Here is a 24,395-nt window from a genome sequence, read left to right on the forward strand (position 1 = left end):
TCGAGGAAGGACGATCATGCTTTCGAACCCCCGGCGCTGGTCCCGGGCACTCGTCGCGGCGGTCACCACCGTCGCGAGTGTGACCCTGGCCGTGGTCGCGCCCTCCACCGCCGCGCAGGCGGTGGTGATCCCCGCCAGCGATTATCAGCAGGTCAAACTCGCCACCGGCTCGGCCGAGCTGGGCGAGGCCATGTCCCTGGCCGTTCTGCCCAACCGCTCGGTGCTGCACACCGCCCGCAACGGCGTCCTGCGGGTCACCGACGTGGCCGGCAACACCAAGGTCTCCGGCACCCTGTCCGTCTACACGCACGACGAGGAGGGGTTGCAGGGCGTCGCCGTCGACCCCAACTTCGCCACCAACCGGTGGATCTACCTGTACTACTCGCCCACGTTGAGCACCCCGTCCGGGGACGCCCCCACCACCGGGACGCAGTCGGACTGGGACCGGTGGAAGGGGCACCTGCGGCTGTCCCGGTTCACCCTCAACAGCGACGACACGGTCAACCTGAGCAGCGAGAAGATCGTGCTCCAGGTCGCCAACGACCGTGGGCAGTGCTGCCACGTCGGCGGTGACCTGGACTTCGACGCCGCCGGCAACCTGTACCTGACCACCGGCGACGACACCAACCCGTTCGAGTCGTCCGGCTACGCGCCGCTGGACGAGCGCACCAACCGCAACCCGCAGTTCGACGCCCAGCGCTCGGCGGGCAACACCAACGACCTGCGGGGCAAGGTGCTGCGGATCAAGCCGCAGGCGGACGGAACGTACACGATCCCGGCGGGCAACCTGTTCGCGCCCGGCACGGCCAACACCCGTCCGGAGATCTACGCGATGGGTCTGCGCAACCCGTTCCGGATGAGCGTCGACAAGGCGACCGGCGTCGTCTACGTCGGCGACTACGGCCCGGACGCCGGGAGCACCAACTCCAGCCGGGGCCCCCAGGGGCAGGTGGAGTTCAACCGCATCACGGCGCCCGGCAACTTCGGCTGGCCGTACTGCACGGGCAGCAACACGAGCACCGAAACGTACAATGAATACACCTTCCCGTCCGGGCCGTCGCAGTCGAAGTACAACTGCACGGGCGGGCCGACCAACAACTCGTTCCGCAACACGGGCCTGGGCACGCTGCCCGCGGCGAAGCCGGCCTGGATCAAGTACGCCGGCGACTCCGGATCACCGTCGGAGTTCGGCAGCGGCTCCGAGTCGCCCATGGCCGGGCCGGTGTACCGCTACGACGCCTCGCTCAACTCCAGCATCAAGTTCCCGCAGTCGCTGAACGGCCAGTTCTTCGCCGGCGAGTACGGCCGACGCTGGATCAAGCCCATCGCCATCAACGCCGACGGCTCCCGCGGGGAGATCTCCTCGTTCCCGTGGAGCGGCACGCAGGTCATGGACATGGCCTTCGGCCCGGACGGCGCGCTGTACGTGCTGGACTACGGCACCGGCTCGAACAACCAGGCGCTGTTCCGAATCGAGTACATCGGCGGCGGCAACCGCAACCCCATCGCGGTCGCCTCGGCGAACCCGACGTCCGGGGCCAACCCGTTGACGGTGAACTTCTCGTCGGCGGGCAGCTCCGACCCCGAGGGCGGGGCGCTGAGCTACCTGTGGACGTTCGGCGACGGCACCACCTCGACGGCGGCGAACCCCACCAAGACGTACACCACGAACGGCACCTACTCCCCCACCTTGAAGGTCACCGACCCGGCCGGCCTGTCCGGCACGGCGAGCCTGGTCATCACCGTGGGCAACACGGCACCGACGGTGACGCTGACCTCGCCCGCCGACGGGCAGCTGTTCAACTTCGGTGACACCATCTCGTACCAGATCAGCGTGAGCGACCCACAGGACGGCACGATCGACTGTTCCAAGGTGAGCCTGACGTACGCGCTGGGCCACGACAGTCACGCTCACCAGATCACCTCGAAGAACGGGTGCAGCGGCTCGATCACCGTCCCGACCGACGGTGAGCACGACTCGGCGGCCAACATCTACGGGGTCTTCGACGCCGCCTACACCGACAACGGCGGACTGACCACGCACAGCATCAGGACCCTGCAACCGAAGCACCGCCAGGGTGAGCACTTCGGCGCCCAGTCGGGTGTCCAGGCGACCGACCACACCAGCGCCGAGGGCGGCCGCACGGCCGGGTTCATCGAGAACAACGACTGGATCTCGTACCAGCCGTACAACCTGTCCAACGCGAACCGCATCACCGTGCGTGCGTCGTCGGCCGGGGCCGGCGGCACGATCGAGGTTCGGGCCGGGTCAGCCACCGGCAGCCTGTTGGGCACCGTCACGGTGCCGGTGACCGGTAACTGGGAGACCTTCACCGAGGTGTCCGGCACGATCAGCAACCCGCCCAGCGCGTCGACCACGCTGTACCTGGTGTTCAAGGGCGGGTCCGGCTACCTGTTCGATGTCGACGCGTTCACCTTCACCACCGGCACCGGTGGCAGCACGCCGGTTAGCACGCTACGGGCGCAGGTGAACAACCAGTACGTGTCGGCGGTCGGCACCACCGCGTTGATCGCCAACAAGGCCAGCGTCGGCACCACCGAGCAGTTCGACCGGGTGGACGCCGGCAACGGCAACATCGCGCTGCGGTCGCGCGCCAACGGGCTCTACGTCTCGGCCGCGAACGCGGGCGCGGCACCGTTGGTCGCCAGCGGCACGTCGATCGGGGCGGCGGAGACCTTCCAGCTCATCACCAACTCGGATGGGACGGTGAGTCTGCGCGCTACGGTCAACAACCAGATCGTGTGCGCCGAGAACGCCGGGGCGGGGTCGCTGATCGCGAACCGCACGTCGGTCGGGCCTTGGGAGAAGTTCGTTCTGAGCAGTTAGACGGCGGTACCCGGCCTGGTCGGCGGCCGGGCCGTTGAACGGCGGGAGTCCGGGGCGGGCGGTGCGAACCGTCCGCCCCGGCTCCTTTGCGGTCGTCGCCTCGGGCCCCGCGCGGGCCAGCTCGCACCGTGGCTTGACAAGCACCCGGTTCCGGAGTGGACGATGCAGCGTGCGAATCCTCGTGGTGGGTGGCAGTGGCCTGATCGGCGCTCAGGTCGTGGACGTGCTGCGCGAGCGCGGCCACACCACCACGACGGTGGCGCGGACCGCCCAGCCGGGGGTCGACCACCTGCTCGATGTCGGGTCCGCCTCGATCGAAGAGCTGCGGCCGATGCTCGCCGGTCACGACGGTGTCGTGTACGCCACCCGCACCGACGAGCAGCGGCCACTGCCCAAGCCGATCTATCCACAGTTTCGCCGCGACAACGTTGAGCCGGTGGTGCGCCTGTTCACCGCCGCCCGCCTGGAGGGCCTGACCCGCGGCGCAGTGATGGGCTCGTACTACACCTATTTCGACCGGCGGCATCCACAGTGGCGGCTCACCGAACGGCACACGTACATCAGGTGCCGGGTCGAGCAGGCCCGGGAGGGACGCGCCGCGGCCGGCCCGGAGCTGCCGGTCGCCGTCCTCGAACTGCCGTTCGTCTTCGGTCGTTCCGGCGACCGGCTGCCAAACTGGGCCGGGCCGCTGGACCGGTGGGCGCGGTCCCGTACCCCGCTGGTCGCCCCGGCCGGCGGGAGCGCCGCGGCCTCGGCGCGCAGCGTCGCCGAGGTCACGGCGGATGCTTTGGAGCAGGCCAGCGGCGCGGACATCCCGGTCGCCGACGAGAACCTCACCTGGCACGACATGATCGGGCGCATCGCGGAGGCGGTGGGCCGACGCCGCCGGGTCGCCCGGCTGCCGGCCGGCGCGGCGAAGGTCGCCCTGCGACTCGGCGGCGCGGTGCAGGGCCTCGGGGACAAGGAGTCGGGCATCAACCCCACCTACCTCGCGGACCTGCTGCTCGCCGAGCTGTTCGTCGAGCCGACGACCGGCCGGTCGCTGGACTCCGCGGTGCGCGAGACCTTCCCTAGCCCTTCGTTCGGGGTGGGCGGGCGAGGTACGCGGTCTTGACGTCGGCCGAGAACCCGCAGGCGCGGTAGAAGGCGTGGGTCGACGCGTCGCGCGAGCCCGTCATCAGCATCGCCTTGTAGCAGCCAGCGTCCCACGCCGCCTGGAGCGTGCCGGCCATGATCTGCCGACCCAGCCCGGTGCCGCGCCGTGACTCCTCGACGACGACGTTCTCGATGACGGCGTAGGGCGACGCCGACCGGCTGATGTTCGGGATCACGTTGAGGTATGTCGTGGCGACGACGACCCCGTCCCGTTCGAGGACGAACAGGCGCAGGCCCGGTGAGTTGACGATCTGCTGGAAGACCGCCTCGTCGGATCCGTCGGCCATCACCGGATCGTCCGGGTTCAGTTGCCGGTAGAGGCGGATGATCTGCGCTGCGCCCGCGCAGCGTCGGCGCGGTGGGCAGGGTCGTGACGCGTCGGACCTCGTCGACGATCGCCCGCAGGTCGTCGTTGCGATCAGCCATGGAAGGTCTCCCGCCGGCCCGGTTTCGTCGCGCTGCGCGTGACAGCCACCGACACCGCCGGCAACACGGTGACGCAGACGTGCTGCGGGCCCACCGGACCGGTTGCCCGGTGGAGTCCGGGGTGGCTACCGTCGCCCCGGACTCCCCCGCCCGTGGTGTGGACGGCTCGCGACCTTCAGGAGTCGGCCGGCACCCCGGCCTCGAGCTGGCCGATCATCGGGGCCAGAAGGTCATTGAGCTCCCGGGCCAGCACCGTGACCGCTCTGCGCGCCGCGGACGCCACATGATCCTGCGGCCCGGCGGGCGCCGGCGGCAGATCACCGAGTGGAATCGGCGCCTCCACCTGGAGCAGCGCGCGCAGGTGCGGGTTACGCGTCACGTCCTGCTCCGACGGGGTCGTGTACTGGCCGAACAGCTGCGGCCAGTCCCGCCAACCCCTGTCGCGTTGCCACTGTTTCGTCCAGGTCAGCTCCGCCGGCCAGCGGGAGATCACCGTCACCGCGCACACCATTCCCCCGTCCCACGGGCTGCGCGTGCAGGACGCCGACAGGATCCGTCGGTGCCAGCGGACGTAGCCACAGCGGCCACCTCTTCGGACATCGTAGGGACCGCACGCTCCGGCGTGCCGCATGTTCGCTCTCGGCGGCATGACCAGCGCCCGCGACAGTGGCGCGCCGCCGTCCTTCTCGCCACCACCGATCCAAGCCGGGAGGCGGTATCGCCGTTAGCCTTCATGACTCTGAGGAATAGATATGCCGCAGAGTCATAGGCTCTCGGGGCCGATCGCCCCGGCACGCTGCCGGTGACCACCGCGGCCTGTTGTCCGGCGTTGCTTCAATGCAACGATGAACGTAGATTCGACGGTTATCGTGGGTGTGATCGCGGCTGCTGCAGCTGTCGGGGGATACCTCTTGAGCAACGCCGGATCCAGGCGAACCGAGAGGGCTCGCCGATACGCGGAGGCTCTCGACGTCGTCGAGCGCTACAGGCAGCTGCCCTACACATTCCTACGGCTTCACGACGGCACCCCTGAGACCAGAAAAGAATTGGCAGAGATGCTCGGCGAGACACAGAAGTCCCTGTCGTTCCACCGGCGGTGGCTGACCCTGGAATCGCCCGAACTGGGGACGGCATACGACAACTTGGTCGACAAGGTACGGGAGCGAAACAGCGGGTTCCGGAAAGACGCACTATCCAGGCCAGCTCCCGCGACCGATGTCGACATCGAAGCTGGCTCCCTGTACACGTTCGACGACCGGGCCGAGCGTCTGGCCTGCATCCGCCTCATGCGAAAAAACCTGCGACTCATCAGAAATCTCCTGTGACGGATGCCCCTCTGGCGGCTCGTCGCCGGGCCGGTAGACCAGACCCAGGAACTGCCGGTAGAACTCCGCCAGCGACCTGGCGTCGGTGCAGTCGAGCACCACCTGATGCAGCTTGGGCACGCTCTCCTGGTCGACCATCCTCGATCACCTCCGGCGCCCATTCTGCTGGCCCCGTACGGCGCCCGCATCCGGACGCCACACGATCGCGTGTGCGAGGCTTGCGCGGTGACCGACTTCGACATCCGCGCGGCCACCCCGGCCGACGCCGACTTCCTGGTGGACATGCTCGTCGAGGCCGTGAACTGGCAGCCCGAGCGCGATTGGCCCCGCGAGCGGATCCTGGCGGATCCCGCGCTGGCCCACTACGTCGCGGGGTGGATGGGTCCGACGGACATCGGCGTGGTCGCGGTCGACCCCGCTCACCGGCCGCTCGGCGCCGCCTGGTTCCGGCACCTGAGCGCCGAAGATCCCGGCTACGGGTACGTCGCCGACGACGTGCCGGAGCTGACCATCGGTGTGCGGCCGGCCTGGCGAGGGCGGGGTGTGGGCCGGGCACTGTTGCGGGCCGTCCTGGACGCCGCTCGGCAGCGTGGCATCCGTACCGTGTCGCTGAGCGTGGAGCGGGCGAACGCCGCCGCCCGTCTCTACGCGTCCGAAGGGTTCCGCACTGTCGAGTCGTTCGAGAACGCGGACACCATGATCGCCGAGGTCGGAGCCTGACTCTCGCGGCTCAACGGAGGTGCTCGGCCAGCCCGACGATGATGCCCTCCGGGCCACGCAGGTAACAGAGCAGGAAGATGTCCTCGTACCGCTCGACGTCGCCCACGAGTTCGGCGCCGTGGGTGCGCAGTCGGGCGATGACGTCCTCGATGTCGTCGACGGCGAACATGATCCGGCGGATTCCCAACGTGTTCGCGGGCGCGTTCTCCGGTGCGTGGCTGATCGCCTTCGGCGTGTGGAACATCGCCAGCTCGACCTTGCCGTGACCGTCCGGGGTCCGCAGCATCGCCACCTCCTGGCGGACGTCGTCGACGCCGATCACACGCTCCACCCACCGTCCCTCGACCGGCCCCCTGCCCTCCAGCTCCATGCCGAGTTCGACGAAGAACGCGATGACAGCGTCAAGGTCGTTGACAACAATGAGGACGTTGTCCATCCGCTGGATCGCCATGCTGAATCTCCTCGCTCCGGTGCGCCGCCGTGGTCGCATCCTCCCCTGAGACGAAGCCGCCAGCGCGTTCTCGACACGGAATGGCGACCGGCGCTGTGCTCGTCTCACGGCATGACGCCTGGGCCCCTCTCACTCGAAGGCGGTTGCGTCAACCTCGTACTGCTACTGGGATGACCTCAGCCCGAGCGCGCTGCATCGGCCGAAGGCCGTTAGCCAACTTGTTCGGCTCTGGCGAGCTTGTCGTGGCCCCGTGCTCTACTCCCGTCATGCATGTCGTCGTCACCGGCGCACTCGTTGAAAACGGCGCGGTCCTGCTCGTGCACCGCAGGCCGACCAAACGGGCCTACCCCGATGTCTGGGATCTGCCTGGCGGACAGGTCGAAGCGGGTGAGTCGGAACTACAGGCCCTCGCGCGGGAGATGCACGAGGAGCTCGGTGTTCACATCGTGGCGGAGTCCGCTTCACGGTTGGGCGTCGTGCATGACGGCGGTGGTGAAGACGCCCTTCATGTGGGCGTCTGGCAGATTGGAGACTGGGCTGGCTCTCCCACCAACCGTGCACCCGACGAGCATGACGACATCGCATGGATCGGGATCAGCGAGCTGAGCGACCTTCCCCTCGTGCATGGCGTCCTGGCGGCAATGGTTCGTTCCCTGCCCGAGTTTGAGTGGGACCACAGGCGATCAGGAACCACAACCGACTGTCGTGCCTGTGCTGGGACGGATTCGTCAAGCACGTGGCAGGATTAGACGCGGTCGTTACTTGGCGTTGAAGTAGCTCGCCTCCGGGTGGTGGACCACGATGGCGTCGGTGGCCTGCTCCGGCATCAGTTGGAACTCCTCGGACAGCTCCACGCCGATTCGCTCCGACCCCAGCAGCTCCACGATCTTCGCCCGGTCCTCCAGGTCGGGGCAGGCCGGGTAGCCGAACGCGTACCGGCAGCCCCGGTAGTCGTTGCGCAGGATGCCGGCCAGGTCCGTCGGGTCGTCGTGGCCCAGCGGACGCCCGTCGGGCAGGGTCAGCTCGGCGCGGACGCGCCGGTGCCAGTACTCGGCCAGGGCCTCGGTGAGCTGCACGGACAGCCCGTGCACCTCCAGGTAGTCGCGGTACTCGTTGCGGGCGAACAGCTTCGCCGCGTACTCGCTGACGGGTTGCCCGACGGTGACCAGTTGCAGCGCGACCACATCGAGCTGGTCGCCCTTGGGCTTGAAGAAGTCGGCCAGGCAGAGTCGTCGCTCCTGGCGCTGGCGGGGGAACGAGAACCGGGCGCGCTCCGCGTGCCCGTTCTCGTCGAGCACCACCAGGTCATTGCCTTCGGAGTACGCGGGGAAGTAGCCGTACACCACGGCTGCCTCCAGTACCTGGTCGGCGATCAGCCGGTCCAGCCAGTACCGCAGGCGCGGGCGCCCCTCGGTCTCCACCAGCTCCTCGTAGGAGGGCCCGTTGCCACCCCGGGCGCCGTTGAGCCCCCACTGCCCGCGGAACGTGGCCCGCTCGTCGAGCAGCGCCGCGTAGTCGGCCATCGGCACACCCTTGACCACCCGGGTGCCGAAGAACGGCGGGGCGGGCACCGCCACGTCCACGGCCACGTCCGAGCGCACCGACGAGTCGTGCAGCTCCGGCAGCGACTCGGTGACCATGGACCGCTGCCGCTCCCGGCGGGCCCGCCGGGCCGCGAGGGCCGCCTCCCGCTCCGGATCGATCACCGGCGCGCCGCCACGCTTGGCGGTCATCACCCGGTCCATCAGGGACAGCCCCTCGAACGCGTCCCGCGCGTAGTGCACCTGCCCGGGGAACATCGACCGCAGGTCGTCCTCCACGTACGCCCGGGTCAGCGCCGCCCCACCGAGCAGGACCGGCCAGCGCTCCGCGACCCCGCGGGTGGCCATCTCGGCCAGGTTCTCCTTCATGATGACCGTGCTCTTGACCAGCAGCCCGGACATGCCGATCGCATCGGCCCGGTGCTGCTCGGCGGCGTCCAGGATCGCGCTGATCGGCTGCTTGATGCCGATGTTGACGACCTCGTAGCCGTTGTTGGACAGGATGATGTCGACCAGGTTCTTGCCGATGTCGTGCACGTCGCCGCGCACGGTGGCCAGCACGATGCGGCCCTTGCCGCCGTCCTCGGTGGTCTCCATGTGCGGCTCCAGGTACGCCACCGCGGTCTTCATCACCTCGGCGGACTGGAGCACGAACGGCAGCTGCATCTGCCCGGAGCCGAACAGCTCACCGACGACCTTCATGCCGTCCAGCAGGATGTCGTTGATGATCGACAGCGGGGACCGGCCGCCGGCCATCGCCTCGTCCAGGTCGGCCTCCAGGCCGTTGCGCTCACCGTCGATGATCCGCCGCTTGAGCCGCTCGTCCAGCGGCAGCGCGGCCAGTTCCTGCGCCCGGCTCGCCCGCGCGCTGGTCACGTCGACCCCCTCGAAGAGTTCGAGGAAGCGCTGCACCGGGTCATACCCCTCGCGACGCCGGTCGTAGACCAGGTCGAGCGCGACCTCGCGCTGCTCGTCGGGGATCTTCGCCATCGGCAGGATCTTGCTGGCGTGCACGATCGCCGAGGTCAGGCCGGCCTGCACGCACTCGTGCAGGAACACCGAGTTGAGCACCTGCCGGGCCGCCGGGTTGAGGCCGAAGGAGATGTTCGAGATGCCCAGGGTGAAGTTGACCCCCGGATAGCGGGCGGAGATCTCCCGGATCGCCTCGATCGTCTCGAGGCCGTCGCGGCGCGTCTCCTCCTGACCGGTGGCGATGGGGAACGTCAGCGCGTCGATCAGGATGTCGGCGCGGTCCATCCCCCACCGGCCGGTCAGGTCGTCGATCAGCCGCGCCGCGACCCGGACCTTCCACTCCTTCGTACGCGCCTGGCCCTCCTCGTCGATGAGCAGCGCCACCACCGCCGCGCCGTGCTCGCGCACGACCGGCATGACCCGCGCGTACCGGGATGCGGGGCCGTCGCCGTCCTCGAAGTTCACCGAGTTGACCACGCACCGGCCGCCGAGCATCTCCAACCCGGCCTCCACCACGTTCGGCTCGGTGGAGTCCAACATGATCGGCAGCGTCGACGCGGTGGCGAACCGGCCGGCCAGCTCGCGCATGTCGCGGGTGCCGTCGCGGCCGACGTAGTCCACGCACAGGTCCAGCAGGTGCGAACCGTCACGGGCCTGGCTGCGGGCGATCTCCACGCAGGCGCGGAAGTCACCGGCGAGCATCGCCTCCCGGAACGCCTTGGAACCGTTGGCGTTGGTCCGCTCCCCCACCATCAGCACCGACGCGTCCTGGGCGAACGGCACCGGGTGGTAGACCGACGAGACACCCGCCTCGTGCTGCGGCTCGCGCGCCGGGGCGGTGACGCCGTGCAGCCGCTCGGCCAGCACCCGGACGTGCTCCGGCGTGGTGCCGCAGCAGCCGCCGACGAGCCCCACGCCGTACTCGGTGACGAACCGCTCCAGGGCGTCGGCCATCTCCACGGGAGTCAGCGGGAAGTACGCGCCGTCGGCGGTCAGCACTGGGAGGCCGGCGTTCGGCATCACCGACACCGGGATGCGGGAGTGCTGCGACAGGTAGCGCAGGTGCTCGCTCATCTCGGCCGGGCCGGTGGAGCAGTTGAGGCCGATCAGGTCCACCCCGAGCGGCTCGATGGCGGCCAGGGCCGCGCCGATCTCGCTGCCCACCAGCATCGTGCCGGTGGTCTCCACGGACACCTGACAGATGATCGGCACCTGCTGCCCCAGCTCGGCCATCGCCCGCTTCGACCCGACGACCGCCGCCTTGACCTGCAACAGGTCCTGGCAGGTCTCGATGATCAGAGCGTCCGCGCCGCCGTCGATCAGGCCGGCGGCGTTCTCCTGGTACGCGTCGCGCAGGGTCGCGTAGTCGGCGTGCCCGAGGGTCGGCAGCTTGGTGCCCGGCCCCATCGAGCCCAGCACGAACCGGGGCCGGGCCGGGGTGCTCGCCGCGTCGGCGGCCTCCCGCGCGATCCGGGCGGCCGCCGACGACAGCTCCCGGATGCGGTGCGGGATGTCATATTCGGCCAGGTTGGCGAGGTTGGCGCCGAAGGTGTTGGTCTCCACGCAGTCCGCGCCGGCGGCCAGGTAGGCGTCGTGCACCCCCCGCACCACGTCGGGACGGGTGACGTTGAGGATCTCGTTGCACCCTTCGAGGCCGTCGAAGTCGTCGAGCGTGAGGTCCGCAGCCTGCAACATCGTGCCCATCGCCCCGTCGGCGATGAGGATCCGATCGGCCAGCACATCCAGCAACGAAGTCTGCACCCGTTCAGGTTAGTGCGGTAATGAGTGAACCCGAGCGCCGTCCGCGCCCGATCCCATATTGTGTCGGGCGGATCACGCTGTCCGGTTCGCCGCCGTATGCCCGGTCGTGGACCTTGCGGACCGGCGCGGCCGACGGGCCGCATCCCTGCCCGGCACGTAGGCTGGCGGACGTGAAGGACAACAGGGACGCCACCGTGCACCACGGCCCGACGACCGGGCGCGGTCCCGGTGTCGGCCGCGACGAGCAGGGTGAGGTGACGGCGTGACCGAGTTCGACGGACTGCCGGTACTGCGGTCCCCCGTGGCCATTGCCGCATTCGAGGGCTGGAACGACGCCGCCGACGCGTCCACCGCGGCCGTCGAGCACCTGGAACAGGTCTGGAACGCGCGGCAGATCGCCGAGCTGGACCCGGAGGACTTCTACGACTTCCAGGTCAGCCGGCCCACCATCACCATGGCCGACGGGGAGACCCGCCGGGTGGAGTGGCCGACGACCCGGTTCATGGTCGCGAGCCCCGAGGGCACCGAGCGCGACGTGGTGCTGATCCGCGGCATCGAGCCGAGCATGCGGTGGCGGACCTTCTGCGAGCAGGTTCTGGAGATCTGCCACAGCCTGGAGGTGGAACGGGTGGTGCTGCTCGGCGCGTTGCTGGCCGACGTGCCGTACACCCGGCCGTTGCCGATCAGCGGCAGCGCCTCCGACGCGCAGGCCGCGGAGCGCTACCAGCTCACCCCGACCCGCTACGACGGGCCGACCGGCATCGTCGGCGTGCTGCACGACGCCTGTGCCCGCGCCGAGGTCGACGCGGTGTCGTTCTGGGTGCACGTGCCGCACTACGCCAACAACCCGCCCTGCCCCAAGGCCACCCTCGCGCTGCTGCACCGGGTCGAGGAGGTCGTCGACCTGCCGGTGCCGATGGCCGACCTGGCCGAGGAGTCCGCCGAGTGGGAGCAACGGGTGCGCAGCGCCGCCGAGCAGGACGCCGAGCTGGGCGAGTACGTCCGCGAGCTGGAGGAACGGGTCGGCGATGAGGGCATCACCCCGTTGACCGGTGACGAGATCGCGCAGGAGTTCGAGAAGTACCTGCGGCGTCGGGGCGGTTCGGCCGGCCCCACCGCCGGCTCCTGGTAGCACCGTTCACTGCGGGCCCTCGGACCTTCTGTGGTCCGGGGGCCCGTTTTCGCGTGTCCGGGGTGGCGCCGTCACACCCTCTGCGGCATCCTAGGAACCTAGATGTGATCAAGGAGGCGGGTGTGCAGATCAACCCCGGCGCGGCCGAATTCCCCCACCGGCAGATCGCCGCGCAGCTCAAGGTCCAGGTCCGCCGCGGTGACTGGGGGCCGGGCGAACGCCTGCCGTCCATCCCGGCCATCGCCGAGATGTTCGGCGTCGCCAAGCAGACCGTGCAACGCGCCGTCGACCAGCTGCGGGTCGAGGGCATCCTGATCACCAAACCCGGCTCCGGTACGTACGTCCGGGGCACCCGCCGCCGACTCAACCGCCTCTCCCGGGGCCGGTACGGCGGTTTCCGGGGCTACCACACCGACCTGGCCGCCCGGTACCGCCAGCAACTCGTCTCGGTCGGGCGTGCTCCCGCACCCGCCGAGGTCGCCGACGCGTTCGGCGTCACCGACGGCACGGACCTGCTCTGCCGCCGCCACCTCGTCCGCACCGACGACTCCCCCGTCGAGGTCGGCGCCTCCTGGTTCCTGCCCGCCGACACCGCCGGCACCTCGCTGGAACGCGCCGAGGCGTTCGGCCGGCCGCTCTACCAGGAGGCCGAGGAAGCCACCGGACGGCGGTACGTCTCGGCCACCGACACCATCAGCGCCCGCCAGCCCAGCCGGGAGGAGGCCGAGACCCTCCAGATCCGGCCGGACACCCCGGTCCTGCACCTGCTGCACGTCGCCTACGACGCGAACCGCAAGCCCATCGAGGTCGCGCAGGCCACCTGGCCCGGCCCGATGACCACCCTCACCGAGGAGTACAAGATCCCCGGCCCGACCCCCGACCCGGAACCCGACCCCGGCCTGGTCCTGGGCTGACGGTGAGGCCCGTCCCCTCGCCGCCGCACGGCCAGCCGGGTGCGTCGCGGTGGCGGTCCGGGGCGTGCCGGCGTTCTCGTCGGCAGGTGGGTCGGGAGCGGGGCCGGGACCATTCACGCTGTTGAGCGTCATACCTCAGAGTCATATTCATACCTCAGAGTCATGAGGGTTGAATACGAACGCGGCCCCCGCCGGCTTCGGCCACCACGTCCTGCGCTGCGGGTTAGAGGCGGATGCCGAGGAGGGCGTCCACCGTCTTCGCGAACAGGGCCGGGGCCTCGGCGTCGTCCGTCGCGCCGGCCAGGGCCGCGTCGGCCCAGCGGTCGGCCACGGCCAGGGCCCCCGGGGTGTCCAGGTCGTCGGCGAGGCGTTCGCGTACCCCGGCCAGCAGCTCGGCCCCGGACGGCCCGGCGGGCGCGGCGGCGGCCCGCCGCCAGCGGTCCAGGCGCTCCTGCGCGACCGTGAGCAGCTCGTCGGTCCAGGTGCGGTCGCCGCGGTAGTGGCCCGAGATCAACGCCAGCCGGATCGCCATCGGGTCGACCTTGTCGGCGCGCAGCCGGGACACGAAGACCAGGTTGCCGCGGGACTTGGACATCTTCTCGCCGTCCAGGCCGATCATCCCGGCGTGCACGTAGTGCTCGGCGAACGGCGCCTGCCCGGTGAGCCGCTCGGCGTGCGCGGCGGACGCCTCGTGGTGCGGGAACAGCAGGTCGTTGCCGCCGCCCTGCACGTCGATCCGGTCGCCGAGCAGGTTCAGCGCGATGACCGCGCACTCGATGTGCCAACCGGGGCGGCCCGGACCCAGCTCCCCGCCCGGCCAGGACGGCTCCCCCTCGCGGGCGCCACGCCACAGCAGCGGATCGAGGGGGTCGCGCTTGCCGGCGCGGTCCGGGTCACCGCCGCGCTCCGGGAAGATCTCCAGCATCTGCTCGCGGGTCAGGTTGGACTCGTAGCCGAACCGGCCGGTGGCGGAGATGTCGAAGTAGACGTCGCCGGTGCCGTCGTCGAGCCGGTACGCGGCGCCATCCTTGAGCAGCACCTCGACCTTGTCGGCGATGTCCGGGATCGACTCGACGGCGCCCACGTAGTGCTCCGGCGGGATGATCCGCAGCGCCTCCATGTCCTCGCGGAACAGCGCCGTCTCCCGCATCGCCAGGACCACCCAGTCCTCGCCGTCGCGGGCGGCCCGCTCCAGCAGCGGGTCGTCGATGTCGGTGACGTTCTGCACGTAGCGCACCGGGCGGCCGGCGTCACGCCACATCCGCTGCACCAGGTCGAACGTGATCATGGTGGCGGCGTGGCCGAGGTGGGTCGCGTCGTACGGGGTGATGCCGCAGACGTACATGCTTCCCGCGTCGGCCGGCTCGCTCGGGTGGACACCCTGCCGCGCCGAGTCGTACAACGCCAGCGGCTCGCCCCTGCCCGGCAGCCGTGGCACCTCGTGTCCCGCCCAAGACTCCATGACCTCAGCCTAACCAGCCCTCAGGCGGCACCGGGCCGCCCCACGGGTGATCAAGATGACAGCGGGTCACATCGGCGGCCAGGGCACCGCCGGCCAGTCCTCCGGCGGCTGCGGGAAGCGGCCGGATTCGCGCAGGACGTCGATGCGGGCGGCCAACTCGGCGATCTCGCTGATCGTCAGGTGATCGGCCAACTCGTCGCCGAGCGTCCCGGCGACCTGCCCGGCAAGCCCGTCGAGCATCTCCACGGCGTCCGGTGGCAACTGCTTGCCCGCCCAGCCCCACAGCACGGTACGTAGCTTGCCCTCGACGTGGAAGCTCACCCCGTGGTCCACGCCGTAGATCCGGTCGTCCGCGCCGACCAGCACGTGGCCGCCCTTGCGGTCCGCGTTGTTGATCACCGCGTCGAGCACCGCGAGACGGGCCAGCCGGGGGTCGTCGGCGTGGGCGAGGGCGTACGCGACGCCGTCGTCGTCCCGCGCCGCCGCGATGGGGAACCAACGGGGCGGCAGCTCGTCGGCCGGCACGAACCCGACAAGCGGCTCGGCGTCGGCCGGCTCGTCGATCCAGAGCTGGCACGAGCCGGGGCCGAACGGCCCGTCGCGCAGCACGGTGGGCGGCACCAGGCCCCAGCCGGTGGCGTCGGAGACCAGGAACGCCGACACCTCCCGCCCGGCGAGGGTGCCGTCCGGGAAGTCCCACAGCGGCCGCTCACCGCGCACCGGCTTGTAGACACAGCGGGCCGTGACGCCGTCGAGGGTCAGGATGCCCCGCAGGGTGGTGTTCGACGCGTCGACCAGCCGGCCCTCCAGGTCGAGCGTGCCGTCACGCAGCAGCCGCAGCGCGGCGTCACCGTCGCGCAGGGGTTCGAGGCCGGACAAGGTCACCGGTGGTAACCGTTGTGCCGCGGGCAGAGGTGCCCGGCGGGATCCAACGGCTGGCCGCACAGGGGGCACGGCGGCCGGCCCGCGTTGACCACGCGCCGGGCCCGCTCGATGAACTGGCGGGTGGCCTGCGGGGTGAGCCGGACCCGAAGCCGGTCCAGGTCCTCGTCCGGCTCCTCGTCCTCGTCCTCGTCGTCTTCGTCGTCCTCGTCGCCCAGCTCGACCTCGGGCTCCACCTCGCCGGCGGCGATCGCCTCGATCACCACGGTCGCGGTGTCCACGTCGAAGGCCAGCCCGAGGGTCCCGACCCGGAACTCCTCGTCGACCGGAGTGTCCAGCGGCTCGTTGTCGCCGATCACCGGCGCCAACTCGGGCAGGTCCACCCCGAAGCGACGCTGCGCCTCGGTGAGCAGCTCCTCCAGCTTCTCGGCGAGCAGGGACACCTGGACCTTCTCCAGCGCGACGCTGACCAGCCTGCCGCCACCGCGGGCCTGCAGGAAGAACGTGCGCTCCCCCGGCGCCCCGACAGTCCCGGCGACGAACCGCTCCGGCGGTTCGAAGGCGTGCACCTGGTGGGTCATACCCACGACCCTATCCGGCCCGCCATGGCATCGCGCACCCCACCGACCCGAATCACCGCAGGGGCAACGCGCCCGGCGTACCAGGGGCGGGAGCCGGGCGTGGCGGCCGCTCGGGCCGTCGGCGGGGGTGTCGTGACGCGCGTCACCGGGCCCCCCCGGCGCCGCCGCCGACCGCGGCGTCCGAGTCGGCCGCCGACCGGGTAGCCCGCCGACGCCGCTTGCGCGGCGGCGGCACCAGCGCGGCCAGGTCGCCGCCGGTGTCGTTGAGCCGGACCACGAAAGGACGCAGCGGCGTGAAGCGGATCGCCGTCACCGACGCCGGGTCGGCCACGATCCGCTGAAAAGCATCCAGGTGTACGCCGAGCGCGTCCGCCACGATGGCCTTGATCACGTCACCGTGGCTACAGGCCAGCCAGACCGCCTCGGGCCCGTGCTCGGCGTTCACCCGGGCATCCCACGAGCGAACCGCCGCCACGGCACGCGCCGCCATCGCGGCCATCGCCTCTCCGCCCGGAAAGACCGCCGCGCTGGGATGCTGCTGCACCACCGGCCAGAGCGGCTCCTTGGCGAGCTTCTTCAGCGGTTGGCCCTCCCAACTGCCGTAGTCGCACTCGATCAGCCCCTCCTCGACCACCGGAGTGGCCTGCGGCAGCGCCAACTCGAGGGTCTGGCGGCAGCGGATCAGCGGGCTGGTGACGACGGCGGCCAAGGGCACCACCCGCAGCCGCTCGCCTACCGCGGCGGCCTGGGCGCGCCCGGTGTCGTCCAGCTCGACCGGTTGCCGGCCGGCCAGCCCACCGTCGGCGTTCGCCGTGGTTCGGCCGTGTCGCAGAAGCAGAAGGGTCGCCACGCTGACCACCCTATGGCCTGCGCCGCGCGGACGACCGCCACGGGCTCCGGCCCGCCCGCCGGGTCGCCGCCGGCATCGGACCGGCGGGTGTGGTGCACAACCCGTCGCGGCCGCGCGACGGTGTCCTCGCCAGCGGAAGCCTCCACGTGGCCGCCATGGAGTCGGTCTCCCTTCCCCTGCGCCCTGTCCGGTACCTGCGGCCCTGTCCGGTACCTGCGCCCCTGTCCGGTCCGCTGCTCGATTCCGGCGTGCGGGGTCGGGCTGAGTCAGGCTGGCGGTGGTGACGTGCGGGCCCTTTGCTCTGCTTCAACGGAGGCAACACCGGGTGTCCGAATATCGGACGCGGGAGTGTTGCCTGGAGTGAAGCAGAGCAAAGGGGCCGTCGGGGGGCACGGCGCGGGAGGGCGGGGTCGGAGTGATCGACTCGCGTTCATTGAAACCGCGGTGTTACCGCGTCCCGGATACCCCGGTTTCGCCGAAGCCGAGTGGATCATTCCGCGAGCGCCCGACGAAGGCCACGCCCGTCGCGCGTCGGAGGGTGGTTTGTCCGATCAGGGGGTGTCTGGGCTGTGACCGGCTGCACCCATGGGCCGGAATCGTGGCGGGCCCGGGGTCGTTACACACCATGACGATCGCAGGACCACGGCCCACCGGCCCGCCCCCGATCATCGGGACGGAATGCCGGGCCAGGCCCGCTCGTTACAGACCCCCGAACGAACGCCACGCATCGGCAGACCCCCGAACGACCGCCCGCGCATCGGCTCGACCCGGTGCCAGGCCCCCGGGAATGACCCCCGGCCCCCGGTCGTTACACCCAGACTCGGCGCCGCGAGGCCCCTCGCCCGCAGGCCGCCGAAAGACTTTCCCCCGTATGTGCAGCGCCGGACGAGGTGCTCACACCCCCGCCATACCCGACCCCCGTCGGTGGCGTGGGTGTTCCTACCCCCGAAGGAGCTACCCCTCATGAACACGATCTTCCGTAAGAGCATGCTGTCCGTTGCTGGTCTCGCGTTCGCCGGTGGTGTGTTCGCCGGCCCGATCGCCGCCCACGCCGCCACCCCGGTCGACACCAAGCCGGCCGCGGTCACCGTGCAGGCGCCGAAGCCGCAGGGCGACCAGTCGCACATCACCCTCGACGGTGAGCAGACCGCCAACGCCAAGGCGATCATCGCCGCCACGAAGAAGGCCGGCCTGCCCGAGCGGGCCGCGGTCATCTCGATCGCGACGAGCCTGCAGGAGTCGAAGCTGGACAACCTGGGCCACCTCGGCGACATGAATGACCATGACTCGCTGGGCCTGTTCCAGCAGCGCCCGTCGAGTGGTTGGGGCACGCCGGAGCAGATCACCAACCCCGAGTACTCCACGACCGCGTTCCTCAAGGGCCTCAAGCAGGTCGACGGTTGGCAGGACATGCCCCTGACCCAGGCCGCGCAGACGGTGCAGGTGTCGGCCTACCCGGACGCCTACGCCCAGTGGGAGCAGCAGGCCACCGACCTCGTCGGCCAGCACTGGAACAGCTGACCGTGATGGCCGGCACCCCGACACGGGTGCCGGCCATCGGCATGTTCAGGTCACGCCGGTCAGGTGGCGTTGATCGTGCCGGTGAGCAGCAGGGCGAGGACCAGGGTGCCCAGCGCGACCCGGTACAGCACGAAGACGTACAGGGTGTGGTGGGCGACGTACCGCAACAGCCAGGCGATGGCCGCGTAGCCGATGCCGAACGCGATGATGGTGGCCACGATCGTCTGGGCCACGGTGGGCACGGACGTGCCCGGGGCGGACGGTTCGAAGACGTCCCCGAGGCTGAACACGCCGGACATCACCACCGCCGGGATGGCCAGCAGGAACGAGTACCGTGCCGCCGCCTCCCGGGTCAGGTTGAGCAGCAGGCCGGCGGTGAGCGTGCCACCGGAGCGGGACACCCCGGGGACCAGCGCCATGGCCTGGGCGAAGCCCATGACCACGCCGTCTTTCATCCGGAAGTTCTCCAGCGTGCGCGTCTGCCGGCCCCAGTACTCGGCGAACGCCAGCACGAACGCGAACACGATCAGCGTGGTCGCCACCACCCACAGGTTGCGCCCGGCGGTCTTGATCTGGTCCTTGAAGAGGAACCCGAACAGCCCGATCGGGATCGAGCCGACGATCACGTACCAGCCCATCCGGTAGTCGAGGCTGGAGCGCACCGACGTGTCGCGCAGCCCCACCAACCAGGTACGGGTGATCCGCCAGATGTCCTTCGCGAAGTAGATCAGCACGGCCGCCTCGGTGCCGAGCTGGGTGACGGCGGTGAACGACGCGCCGGCGTCGCGGTCGAAGAAGATCGCCGAGGTGATCCGCAGATGCCCCGACGAGCTGACCGGCAGGAACTCGGTCAGCCCCTGGACGACGCCCAGGACGATGGCCTCGATCCAGGTCACTCGCCGACTCCGGAAAGGTCGAGCGCCTCGGCGACGGTACGCAGGGTCTGCACGCCGCTGTCCCGGTCGGCCACGAACAGGGTCACCGACAGCGTGGTGACGCCGGAGGCGGCGTACTCCCGCATCCGTTCGGCGATGCGCTCCTTCGGGCCGAGCAGCGAGGTGCGGTCGATGAACTCCATCGGCACCGCGGCTGCCGCGTCGCGCTGCCGCTTGGCCAGGTACAGGTCCTGCACCTCGCGGGCGGCGTCGCCGTAACCCATCCGGGTGGCGAGCTGGTTGTAGAAGTTCTGCGTCCGGCTGCCCATCCCGCCGACGTAGAGCGCGGCGTACCAGCGCACCAGCTCTGCGCAGGAGGCCACGTCGTCGCCGATGACGACCGGCACGGAGGGCACCACGTCGAAGCCGGCCAGTTCCTTGCCGGCTTTGGCCCGCCCGGCGGCCACGGCGGCGAGGTGCTCGTCGGCGAACTCCGGGGCGTAGAACACGGCGAGCCAGCCGTCGGCGATCTCGCCGGCCAACTCCAGGTTCTTTGGCCCGACCGCGGCCAGGTAGATCGGGATGTGTTCGCGGGGAGGGTGGAAGCTCAGCCGCAGCGCCTTGCCGGGACCGTCGGGCAGCGGCAGGGTGTAGTGCTCGCCGTCGTACGCCACCTCCTTGCGGGCGACGGCCAGCTTGACGATGTCGACGAACTCGCGGGTCCGGCCCAGCGGCTTGGCGAACCGCACACCGTGCCAGCCCTCGGAGACCTGCGGGCCGGAGACGCCGAGGCCCAGCCGGAACCGGCCGCCAGAGAGCGCGTCGATGGTGGCGGCGGTCATCGCGGTGGCGGCCGGCGTACGGGCGGGAATCTGCATCACCGCCGAGCCCACGTCGATCCGCTGCGTCTGGCCGGCCATCCAGGCGAGCATGCTGGGCGAGTCGGAGCCGTAGGCTTCCGCCGCCCACACCACCGAATAGCCGAGGCGATCCGCCTCCTGGGCCAGCGCCAGGTGGTCGGCGGGTGTGCTCCACGCTGTCTGATATCCGAGACTGAGCCCGAGTCGCACTGGTCCTCCCCCATCCGTGGCACAGGTCGCACCAGGTTACGCAATGCCGAAAACGGACCCCGTCACCGGCTCACCGCCAATGATCCCCCGCCCGTCGCGGTGCCCGACGGAGGCGGAACCGGCAGGACCGGCAGAGATGACGGGAGCGAGGATATCCGTGGCGGCGGGTTCGAAATAAGGTTCACCCATGCAACAGCGACCGCTCGGCCGAAGCGGGCTGGCGGTTTCGCGGCTCGCGCTCGGCACCATGACCTGGGGCCGGGACACCGACGCCGACGATGCGGCCGCCCAGCTGAAGAGTTACCTGGACGCGGGCGGCAACCTGATCGACACCGCCGACGTGTACGGCGACGGCGACGCCGAGTCGGTGATCGGGTCGCTGCTGGGCAGCCTCGTTCCGCGCGACGAGCTGTTGATCGCCACCAAGGCGGGGTTGCGGCCGGGCAGCGGTCGGCGTCGCGACGGCTCCCGGGGCCACCTGCTGCGCACCCTGGAGGCGTCGCTGCGCCGGCTCGGCACGGACCACGTCGACCTGTTCCAGGTGCACGGGTACGACCCGGACACCCCCCTCGAAGAGACCCTCGCGGCGCTGGACCACGCGGTGGCCAGCGGGAAGGTCCGCTACGTGGGGGTGTCGAACTTCTCCGGCTGGCAGACCGCGCGGGCCGCCGCCTGGCAGACGGCCTGGCCGGGCCGGGCGCCGGTGGTCGCCGCCCAGGTCGAGTACTCGCTGCTGGAGCGGGGCGTGGAGCGGGAGGTGCTGCCGGCGTGCGACGCGCTGGGCCTCGGCGTGCTGCCCTGGTCACCGCTGGGTCGGGGCGTGCTCACCGGCAAGTACCGGCACGGCCGGCCGGCGGACTCGCGGGCCGCCTCGCCGCACTTCGAGCGGTTCGTCTCCACGTACCTGGAGCCGCGCTGCTCGAGCATCGTGGAGGCGGTGGCGACCGCGGCCGGCGGCCTGGGGGTGTCGCCGCTGGAGGTGGCGCTGGCGTGGATCCGGGACCGACCGGGGGTGACCGCGCCGATCCTCGGCGCCCGGACGGTGGGGCAGCTGATCGGCGCGTTGCAGGTCGAGCGGATCACGCTGCCCGAGGAGATCACCACCGCGCTGGACGACGTCTCGTCGGTGCCCATCGGCTACCCCGAGCGCGACGGCTGACGCACGGGCGCACTCAACCGGGTCGGGCGCCTGCGGACCGCGCGGCTTTGCGCGCGGCGAAGACCACGCGCGGGTGCCCGGGACGGCACGAACCACGCAGGGCAGCGGCGTTGGTCACCCCGCAGGGGGTGGCGGACGGTCCCTGGGCTGGGCAGCATGGACGGCATGGACTACGAGTACGCCCCGCTGCGGCTACCGCCGAACGTCGACCGGTTGACCGCCGCGGCGCAGTTGGCGATCCAGGCCGAGTTCTCCGGATGGGAGTTGGCCCGGGTGCGGCTGTTCCGTGACGGCACGCGGCAGGTCGTGCTGCGCCGTCGGCGGGTCAACCAGCCGCAGCCCGGCCTGTCGTACTGAACGGGCTGTGCGGCCCGGGGCCGTGCGGGTCCCGGACCGTCGACCGCGGTGACCGTCGGTCACCGCGGTGAGGGCGGACCCGGCGGTGAGCGGTATACCTCAGAGTCATATTCATACCTCAGAGGTATACCGCTCAACAGCACATCGACATGGCGGGCCGGCCAAAGCGGTTGACGAGCGCCCTTCGCTGCGCCCAGCCCTGTCTGAGTGAGGACCTACTCGTCTAGTGCTGGTGCCCGGCGTGGTCGTGGTCGTCGTCGAGCTCCAGGAACGGGTGCTCGTCGAGTCGGCCGACGAGCCGGTCGTCGCTCGCCGGCTGGAACGGGCCGACGGCGTCGTCATCGTCGAACGACTCCAGGTCCACGGGTGTGCCCACCTCGCTGACCATGACCACCCCGTCGAGGGGCTCCAGCTCGGGGACGTCCAGCGCGCCGAGCGAGCCGTCGCCGCTCTGCAGCAGCTCCAGCACCGCCTCGCCGACGCCCTCCACCGGCGCCGGCTCGTCGTCCTCCGGGGTGCCCTCGCGTCGGGCCGCCTCGGCCGCCCGCAGCAGCGCGGCGATGCTCGGCACCCGGTAGTCGCGGCGTTGACGAACCGAGATCACCCGCGGGTGAGGGTCGCTGGCCTCGACGCCCTCGACGCCGAAGCGCTCGTCGGCCTCGTCCGGGTCGATCGAGTCGACGTCCCACGGGGTCACCTCGCCGAAGGCGTCGAGCAGTTGCTCGTCGTAGGCGAAGGACGCGTTGTTCAACGCCACGTACGCCTGCCAGACGTCGTCGTCGTCGACGCGGCCCTGCGCGGCGCGTACGGCGGTCAGGTGGTGGCGGGCCGCTTCGATCACCCGCTCGAGAGCGGCGTCCAGCTCACCGTGCTGGTCGGTCATGTGGGGCAGTCCCTTCACGATGGGGAGGTAACGCGCCGGGTGCAGCTACCGGACACGGTTAGCAGGAGCGGAGGAACCGGTCGAGAACCCGCACGCCGAACTGTAGTCCGTCGACCGGAACGCGCTCGTCGATGCCGTGGAACAACGCCGAGAAGTTCAGGTCGGCGGGCAGCCGCAGCGGCGCGAAGCCGAAGCAGCGGATGCCGAGCTGGGAGAACGCCTTCGCGTCGGTGCCGCCGGAGAGCATGTACGGAACCGGGCGTGCCCCCGGGTCCTCGGCGCGCAGGGCCGCCGACATGGCCTCGACCAGGTCGCCGTCGAAGGTGGTCTCCAGCGCCGGCTGTCGCTGGACGTACTCGATGGCGATGTCCGGGCCGACCAGCTCGCGCAGCTGCCGTTCCAGCAGCTCGGACTGGCCGGGCAGGCTGCGGCAGTCGATGGTGGCGGTGGCGCGGCCGGGGATGACGTTGTCCTTGTAGCCGGCGCTGAGCCGGGTGGGGTTGGCGGTGTTGCGGATGGTCGCCCCGATGATGTTGGCGATCGGGCCGAGCTTGGCGATGGCCGTCTCCGGGTCGTTCGGGTCCAGCTCGATGCCGAGCAGGTCGGAGACCTCCTCCAGGAACGCCCGTACGGTGTCGGTGACCACCACCGGGAAGCGGTGCCGGCCGATGCGGGCCACGGCCTCGGCGAGGGCGGTGACCGCATTGTCGTCGTGCACCATCGATCCGTGCCCGGGGCGGCCCTTGGCGTGCAGCCGCAGCCAGTCGATGCCCTTCTCGGCGGTCTCGATGAGATAGAGCCGCTGGCTGTCGTTGACCGAGTAGGAGAAGCCGCCGACCTCGCCGATCGCCTCGGTGCAGCCGTCGAAGAGACCGCGGTGGTTCTCCACCAGGAAGCGCGCGCCGTAGTCGCTGCCCGCCTCCTCGTCCGCGGTGTACGCGAGCACGATGTCACGCGGGGGCCGTACGCCGGTGCGCTGCCAGTGCCGCACCACGGCGAGCACCATCGCGTCGAAGTCCTTCATGTCGATGGCGCCGCGGCCCCACAGGTAGCCGTCGCGCTCCTCGCCGGAGAACGGGTGCACGGACCACTCGTCGGCGTCGGCGGGCACCACGTCCAGGTGGCCGTGCACCAGCAGCGCGCCCCGGCTCGGGTCGGCGCCGGGGATGCGGGCCACCACGTTGGCGCGGCCGGGCGCGGACTCGTGCAGGACCGATTCGACGCCCACCTCGGCGAGTTTCTCCGCCACGTACTCGGCGGCGCGGCGCTCGCCGACGCTGGTGGCGTTGTCACCGGTGTTGGTGGTGTCGATGCGCAGCAGGTCGCGGCAGAGGTCCACGACCTCCGCGCTGGGGTCCGGTCGGGCGGAGGCGGCGTCGCTCGTCATCGCCCCTTCATACCAGCTCGGGGTGATCGGCGGGCCGGCGCACCGGCGTGCCGGGGCCGGGCATTCACCTCGGCGGATCCGCGTGCCGGTTTCGCGGCGTCCGTGTTCGGGTACCGCCGCCCA

Annotated in this window: 22 protein-coding genes and 1 pseudogene; 10 read left to right on the plus strand and 13 right to left on the minus strand. The window is 70.8% G+C overall.

Features of this window, described 5'->3' with window-relative positions; genetic code table 11:
- Positions 1-16: 16 nt before the first annotated feature.
- Both OG505_RS11130 and OG505_RS11135 read left to right on the plus strand, forming a co-directional pair.
- Positions 17-2,848 (plus strand): PQQ-dependent sugar dehydrogenase, encoded by a 2,832-nt coding sequence (locus tag OG505_RS11130; RefSeq protein ID WP_405432999.1) that lies wholly within the window; start codon positions 17-19, stop codon positions 2,846-2,848.
- A gap of 169 nt (positions 2,849-3,017) precedes the next feature.
- The gene (locus OG505_RS11135; RefSeq protein WP_405433001.1) at positions 3,018-3,962 is read left to right on the plus strand and encodes an NAD-dependent epimerase/dehydratase family protein; all 945 of its coding nucleotides are present in this window, start codon (positions 3,018-3,020) and stop codon (positions 3,960-3,962) included.
- Here OG505_RS11135 and OG505_RS11140 read toward each other — a convergent pair.
- Positions 3,919-4,332, minus strand: coding sequence for a GNAT family N-acetyltransferase (locus OG505_RS11140; RefSeq protein ID WP_405434464.1), 414 nt, complete (start codon positions 4,330-4,332; stop codon positions 3,919-3,921). The two genes, OG505_RS11135 and OG505_RS11140, sit on opposite strands and share 44 nt — an antisense overlap.
- A gap of 272 nt (positions 4,333-4,604) precedes the next feature.
- On the minus strand, positions 4,605-4,928 hold the full coding sequence (locus OG505_RS11145; RefSeq protein ID WP_405433003.1) for a hypothetical protein: 324 nt from the start codon (positions 4,926-4,928) through the stop codon (positions 4,605-4,607).
- 346 nt (positions 4,929-5,274) lie between these two features.
- On the opposite strand from OG505_RS11145, the gene OG505_RS11150 reads away from it, so the two are divergent.
- Positions 5,275-5,754: a hypothetical protein gene (locus OG505_RS11150; RefSeq protein ID WP_405434898.1), complete on the plus strand. Its 480-nt coding sequence runs from the start codon at positions 5,275-5,277 to the stop codon at positions 5,752-5,754.
- A 30-nt stretch (positions 5,755-5,784) separates the two neighbouring features.
- On the opposite strand, the pseudogene OG505_RS11155 reads toward OG505_RS11150, so the two are convergent.
- Positions 5,785-5,892, minus strand: a pseudogene (locus OG505_RS11155) (VOC family protein); the annotation flags it as partial.
- A gap of 87 nt (positions 5,893-5,979) precedes the next feature.
- On the opposite strand from OG505_RS11155, the gene OG505_RS11160 reads away from it, so the two are divergent.
- Positions 5,980-6,474, plus strand: a complete 495-nt coding sequence (locus OG505_RS11160) for a GNAT family N-acetyltransferase (RefSeq protein ID WP_405433004.1) — start codon at positions 5,980-5,982, stop codon at positions 6,472-6,474.
- Between the two features lie 10 nt (positions 6,475-6,484).
- Here the strand turns inward: OG505_RS11160 and OG505_RS11165 are convergent, their stop codons facing one another.
- Positions 6,485-6,925, minus strand: coding sequence for a VOC family protein (locus OG505_RS11165; protein ID WP_405433005.1), 441 nt, complete (start codon positions 6,923-6,925; stop codon positions 6,485-6,487).
- A gap of 266 nt (positions 6,926-7,191) precedes the next feature.
- Here OG505_RS11165 and OG505_RS11170 point away from each other — a divergent pair, with 266 nt between their 5' ends.
- A complete protein-coding gene (locus OG505_RS11170; protein WP_405433007.1) occupies positions 7,192-7,674 on the plus strand; it encodes an NUDIX domain-containing protein in 483 nt (160 codons plus the stop codon).
- A 9-nt stretch (positions 7,675-7,683) separates the two neighbouring features.
- On the opposite strand, the gene metH is transcribed toward OG505_RS11170, so the two are convergent.
- Positions 7,684-11,199 carry a methionine synthase gene (gene metH, locus OG505_RS11175; RefSeq protein ID WP_405433009.1) on the minus strand — a complete coding sequence of 1,172 codons (3,516 nt, stop codon included), beginning with the start codon at positions 11,197-11,199 and terminating at the stop codon, positions 7,684-7,686.
- A gap of 262 nt (positions 11,200-11,461) precedes the next feature.
- On the opposite strand from metH, the gene OG505_RS11180 reads away from it, so the two are divergent.
- Entirely contained in the window at positions 11,462-12,331 is an 870-nt protein-coding gene (locus tag OG505_RS11180) for a PAC2 family protein (RefSeq protein ID WP_007459801.1), read from the plus strand.
- A gap of 122 nt (positions 12,332-12,453) precedes the next feature.
- Complete coding sequence (locus OG505_RS11185) at positions 12,454-13,245, plus strand: GntR family transcriptional regulator (RefSeq protein ID WP_405433011.1); 792 nt, start codon at positions 12,454-12,456, stop codon at positions 13,243-13,245.
- Between the two features lie 223 nt (positions 13,246-13,468).
- Here the strand turns inward: OG505_RS11185 and mshC are convergent, their stop codons facing one another.
- The 4 genes from mshC to OG505_RS11205 form a co-directional block, all read right to left on the minus strand.
- Entirely contained in the window at positions 13,469-14,707 is a 1,239-nt protein-coding gene (gene mshC, locus OG505_RS11190) for a cysteine--1-D-myo-inosityl 2-amino-2-deoxy-alpha-D-glucopyranoside ligase (protein ID WP_405433012.1), read from the minus strand.
- Positions 14,708-14,773: 66 nt separating this feature from the next.
- The gene (locus OG505_RS11195; protein ID WP_405433013.1) at positions 14,774-15,592 is read right to left on the minus strand and encodes an SCO1664 family protein; all 819 of its coding nucleotides are present in this window, start codon (positions 15,590-15,592) and stop codon (positions 14,774-14,776) included.
- On the minus strand, positions 15,589-16,170 hold the full coding sequence (locus tag OG505_RS11200; RefSeq protein WP_405433014.1) for a DUF3090 domain-containing protein: 582 nt from the start codon (positions 16,168-16,170) through the stop codon (positions 15,589-15,591). The genes OG505_RS11195 and OG505_RS11200 overlap by 4 nt, the downstream gene beginning before the upstream one ends.
- 142 nt (positions 16,171-16,312) lie before the next feature.
- The gene (locus tag OG505_RS11205) at positions 16,313-17,029 is read right to left on the minus strand and encodes a histidine phosphatase family protein (protein ID WP_405433016.1); all 717 of its coding nucleotides are present in this window, start codon (positions 17,027-17,029) and stop codon (positions 16,313-16,315) included.
- A 954-nt stretch (positions 17,030-17,983) separates the two neighbouring features.
- Between OG505_RS11205 and OG505_RS11210 the strand changes: the two genes are divergently transcribed.
- Positions 17,984-18,541: a hypothetical protein gene (locus tag OG505_RS11210; protein WP_405433017.1), complete on the plus strand. Its 558-nt coding sequence runs from the start codon at positions 17,984-17,986 to the stop codon at positions 18,539-18,541.
- Positions 18,542-18,600: 59 nt separating this feature from the next.
- On the opposite strand, the gene OG505_RS11215 is transcribed toward OG505_RS11210, so the two are convergent.
- On the minus strand, positions 18,601-19,437 hold the full coding sequence (locus tag OG505_RS11215) for an undecaprenyl-diphosphate phosphatase (RefSeq protein WP_405433018.1): 837 nt from the start codon (positions 19,435-19,437) through the stop codon (positions 18,601-18,603).
- The gene (locus OG505_RS11220) at positions 19,434-20,486 is read right to left on the minus strand and encodes an LLM class F420-dependent oxidoreductase (protein WP_405433019.1); all 1,053 of its coding nucleotides are present in this window, start codon (positions 20,484-20,486) and stop codon (positions 19,434-19,436) included. Before OG505_RS11220 ends, OG505_RS11215 begins: the two co-directional genes overlap by 4 nt.
- Before the next feature lie 187 nt (positions 20,487-20,673).
- On the opposite strand from OG505_RS11220, the gene OG505_RS11225 reads away from it, so the two are divergent.
- Together OG505_RS11225 and OG505_RS11230 are read left to right on the plus strand one after the other, a co-directional pair.
- Complete coding sequence (locus tag OG505_RS11225) at positions 20,674-21,645, plus strand: aldo/keto reductase (RefSeq protein ID WP_405433021.1); 972 nt, start codon at positions 20,674-20,676, stop codon at positions 21,643-21,645.
- 165 nt (positions 21,646-21,810) lie between these two features.
- The gene (locus tag OG505_RS11230) at positions 21,811-22,002 is read left to right on the plus strand and encodes a DUF5703 family protein (protein ID WP_053655860.1); all 192 of its coding nucleotides are present in this window, start codon (positions 21,811-21,813) and stop codon (positions 22,000-22,002) included.
- 223 nt (positions 22,003-22,225) lie between these two features.
- Here OG505_RS11230 and OG505_RS11235 read toward each other — a convergent pair whose 3' ends face one another.
- The gene (locus tag OG505_RS11235) at positions 22,226-22,885 is read right to left on the minus strand and encodes a hypothetical protein (RefSeq protein ID WP_405433022.1); all 660 of its coding nucleotides are present in this window, start codon (positions 22,883-22,885) and stop codon (positions 22,226-22,228) included.
- Positions 22,886-22,943: 58 nt separating this feature from the next.
- Positions 22,944-24,272 (minus strand): M20/M25/M40 family metallo-hydrolase, encoded by a 1,329-nt coding sequence (locus tag OG505_RS11240; RefSeq protein WP_234582017.1) that lies wholly within the window; start codon positions 24,270-24,272, stop codon positions 22,944-22,946.
- Positions 24,273-24,395 lie beyond the last annotated feature (123 nt).

Source organism: Micromonospora sp. NBC_00617 (assembly GCF_045161355.1).
Lineage (GTDB): Bacteria > Actinomycetota > Actinomycetes > Mycobacteriales > Micromonosporaceae > Micromonospora.

Coding starts and splice junctions, on each gene's coding strand:
- OG505_RS11230 (WP_053655860.1), top strand. CDS start 21,811: ATGGACTACGAGTACGCCCCGCTGCGGCTACCGCCGAACGTCGACCGG.
- OG505_RS11165 (WP_405433005.1), bottom strand. CDS start 6,925: ATGGCGATCCAGCGGATGGACAACGTCCTCATTGTTGTCAACGACCTT.
- OG505_RS11200 (WP_405433014.1), bottom strand. CDS start 16,170: ATGACCCACCAGGTGCACGCCTTCGAACCGCCGGAGCGGTTCGTCGCC.
- OG505_RS11150 (WP_405434898.1), top strand. CDS start 5,275: ATGAACGTAGATTCGACGGTTATCGTGGGTGTGATCGCGGCTGCTGCA.
- OG505_RS11240 (WP_234582017.1), bottom strand. CDS start 24,272: ATGACGAGCGACGCCGCCTCCGCCCGACCGGACCCCAGCGCGGAGGTC.
- OG505_RS11235 (WP_405433022.1), bottom strand. CDS start 22,885: ATGACCGACCAGCACGGTGAGCTGGACGCCGCTCTCGAGCGGGTGATC.
- OG505_RS11210 (WP_405433017.1), top strand. CDS start 17,984: ATGAACACGATCTTCCGTAAGAGCATGCTGTCCGTTGCTGGTCTCGCG.
- OG505_RS11225 (WP_405433021.1), top strand. CDS start 20,674: ATGCAACAGCGACCGCTCGGCCGAAGCGGGCTGGCGGTTTCGCGGCTC.
- OG505_RS11130 (WP_405432999.1), top strand. CDS start 17: ATGCTTTCGAACCCCCGGCGCTGGTCCCGGGCACTCGTCGCGGCGGTC.
- mshC (WP_405433012.1), bottom strand. CDS start 14,707: ATGGAGTCTTGGGCGGGACACGAGGTGCCACGGCTGCCGGGCAGGGGC.
- OG505_RS11170 (WP_405433007.1), top strand. CDS start 7,192: ATGCATGTCGTCGTCACCGGCGCACTCGTTGAAAACGGCGCGGTCCTG.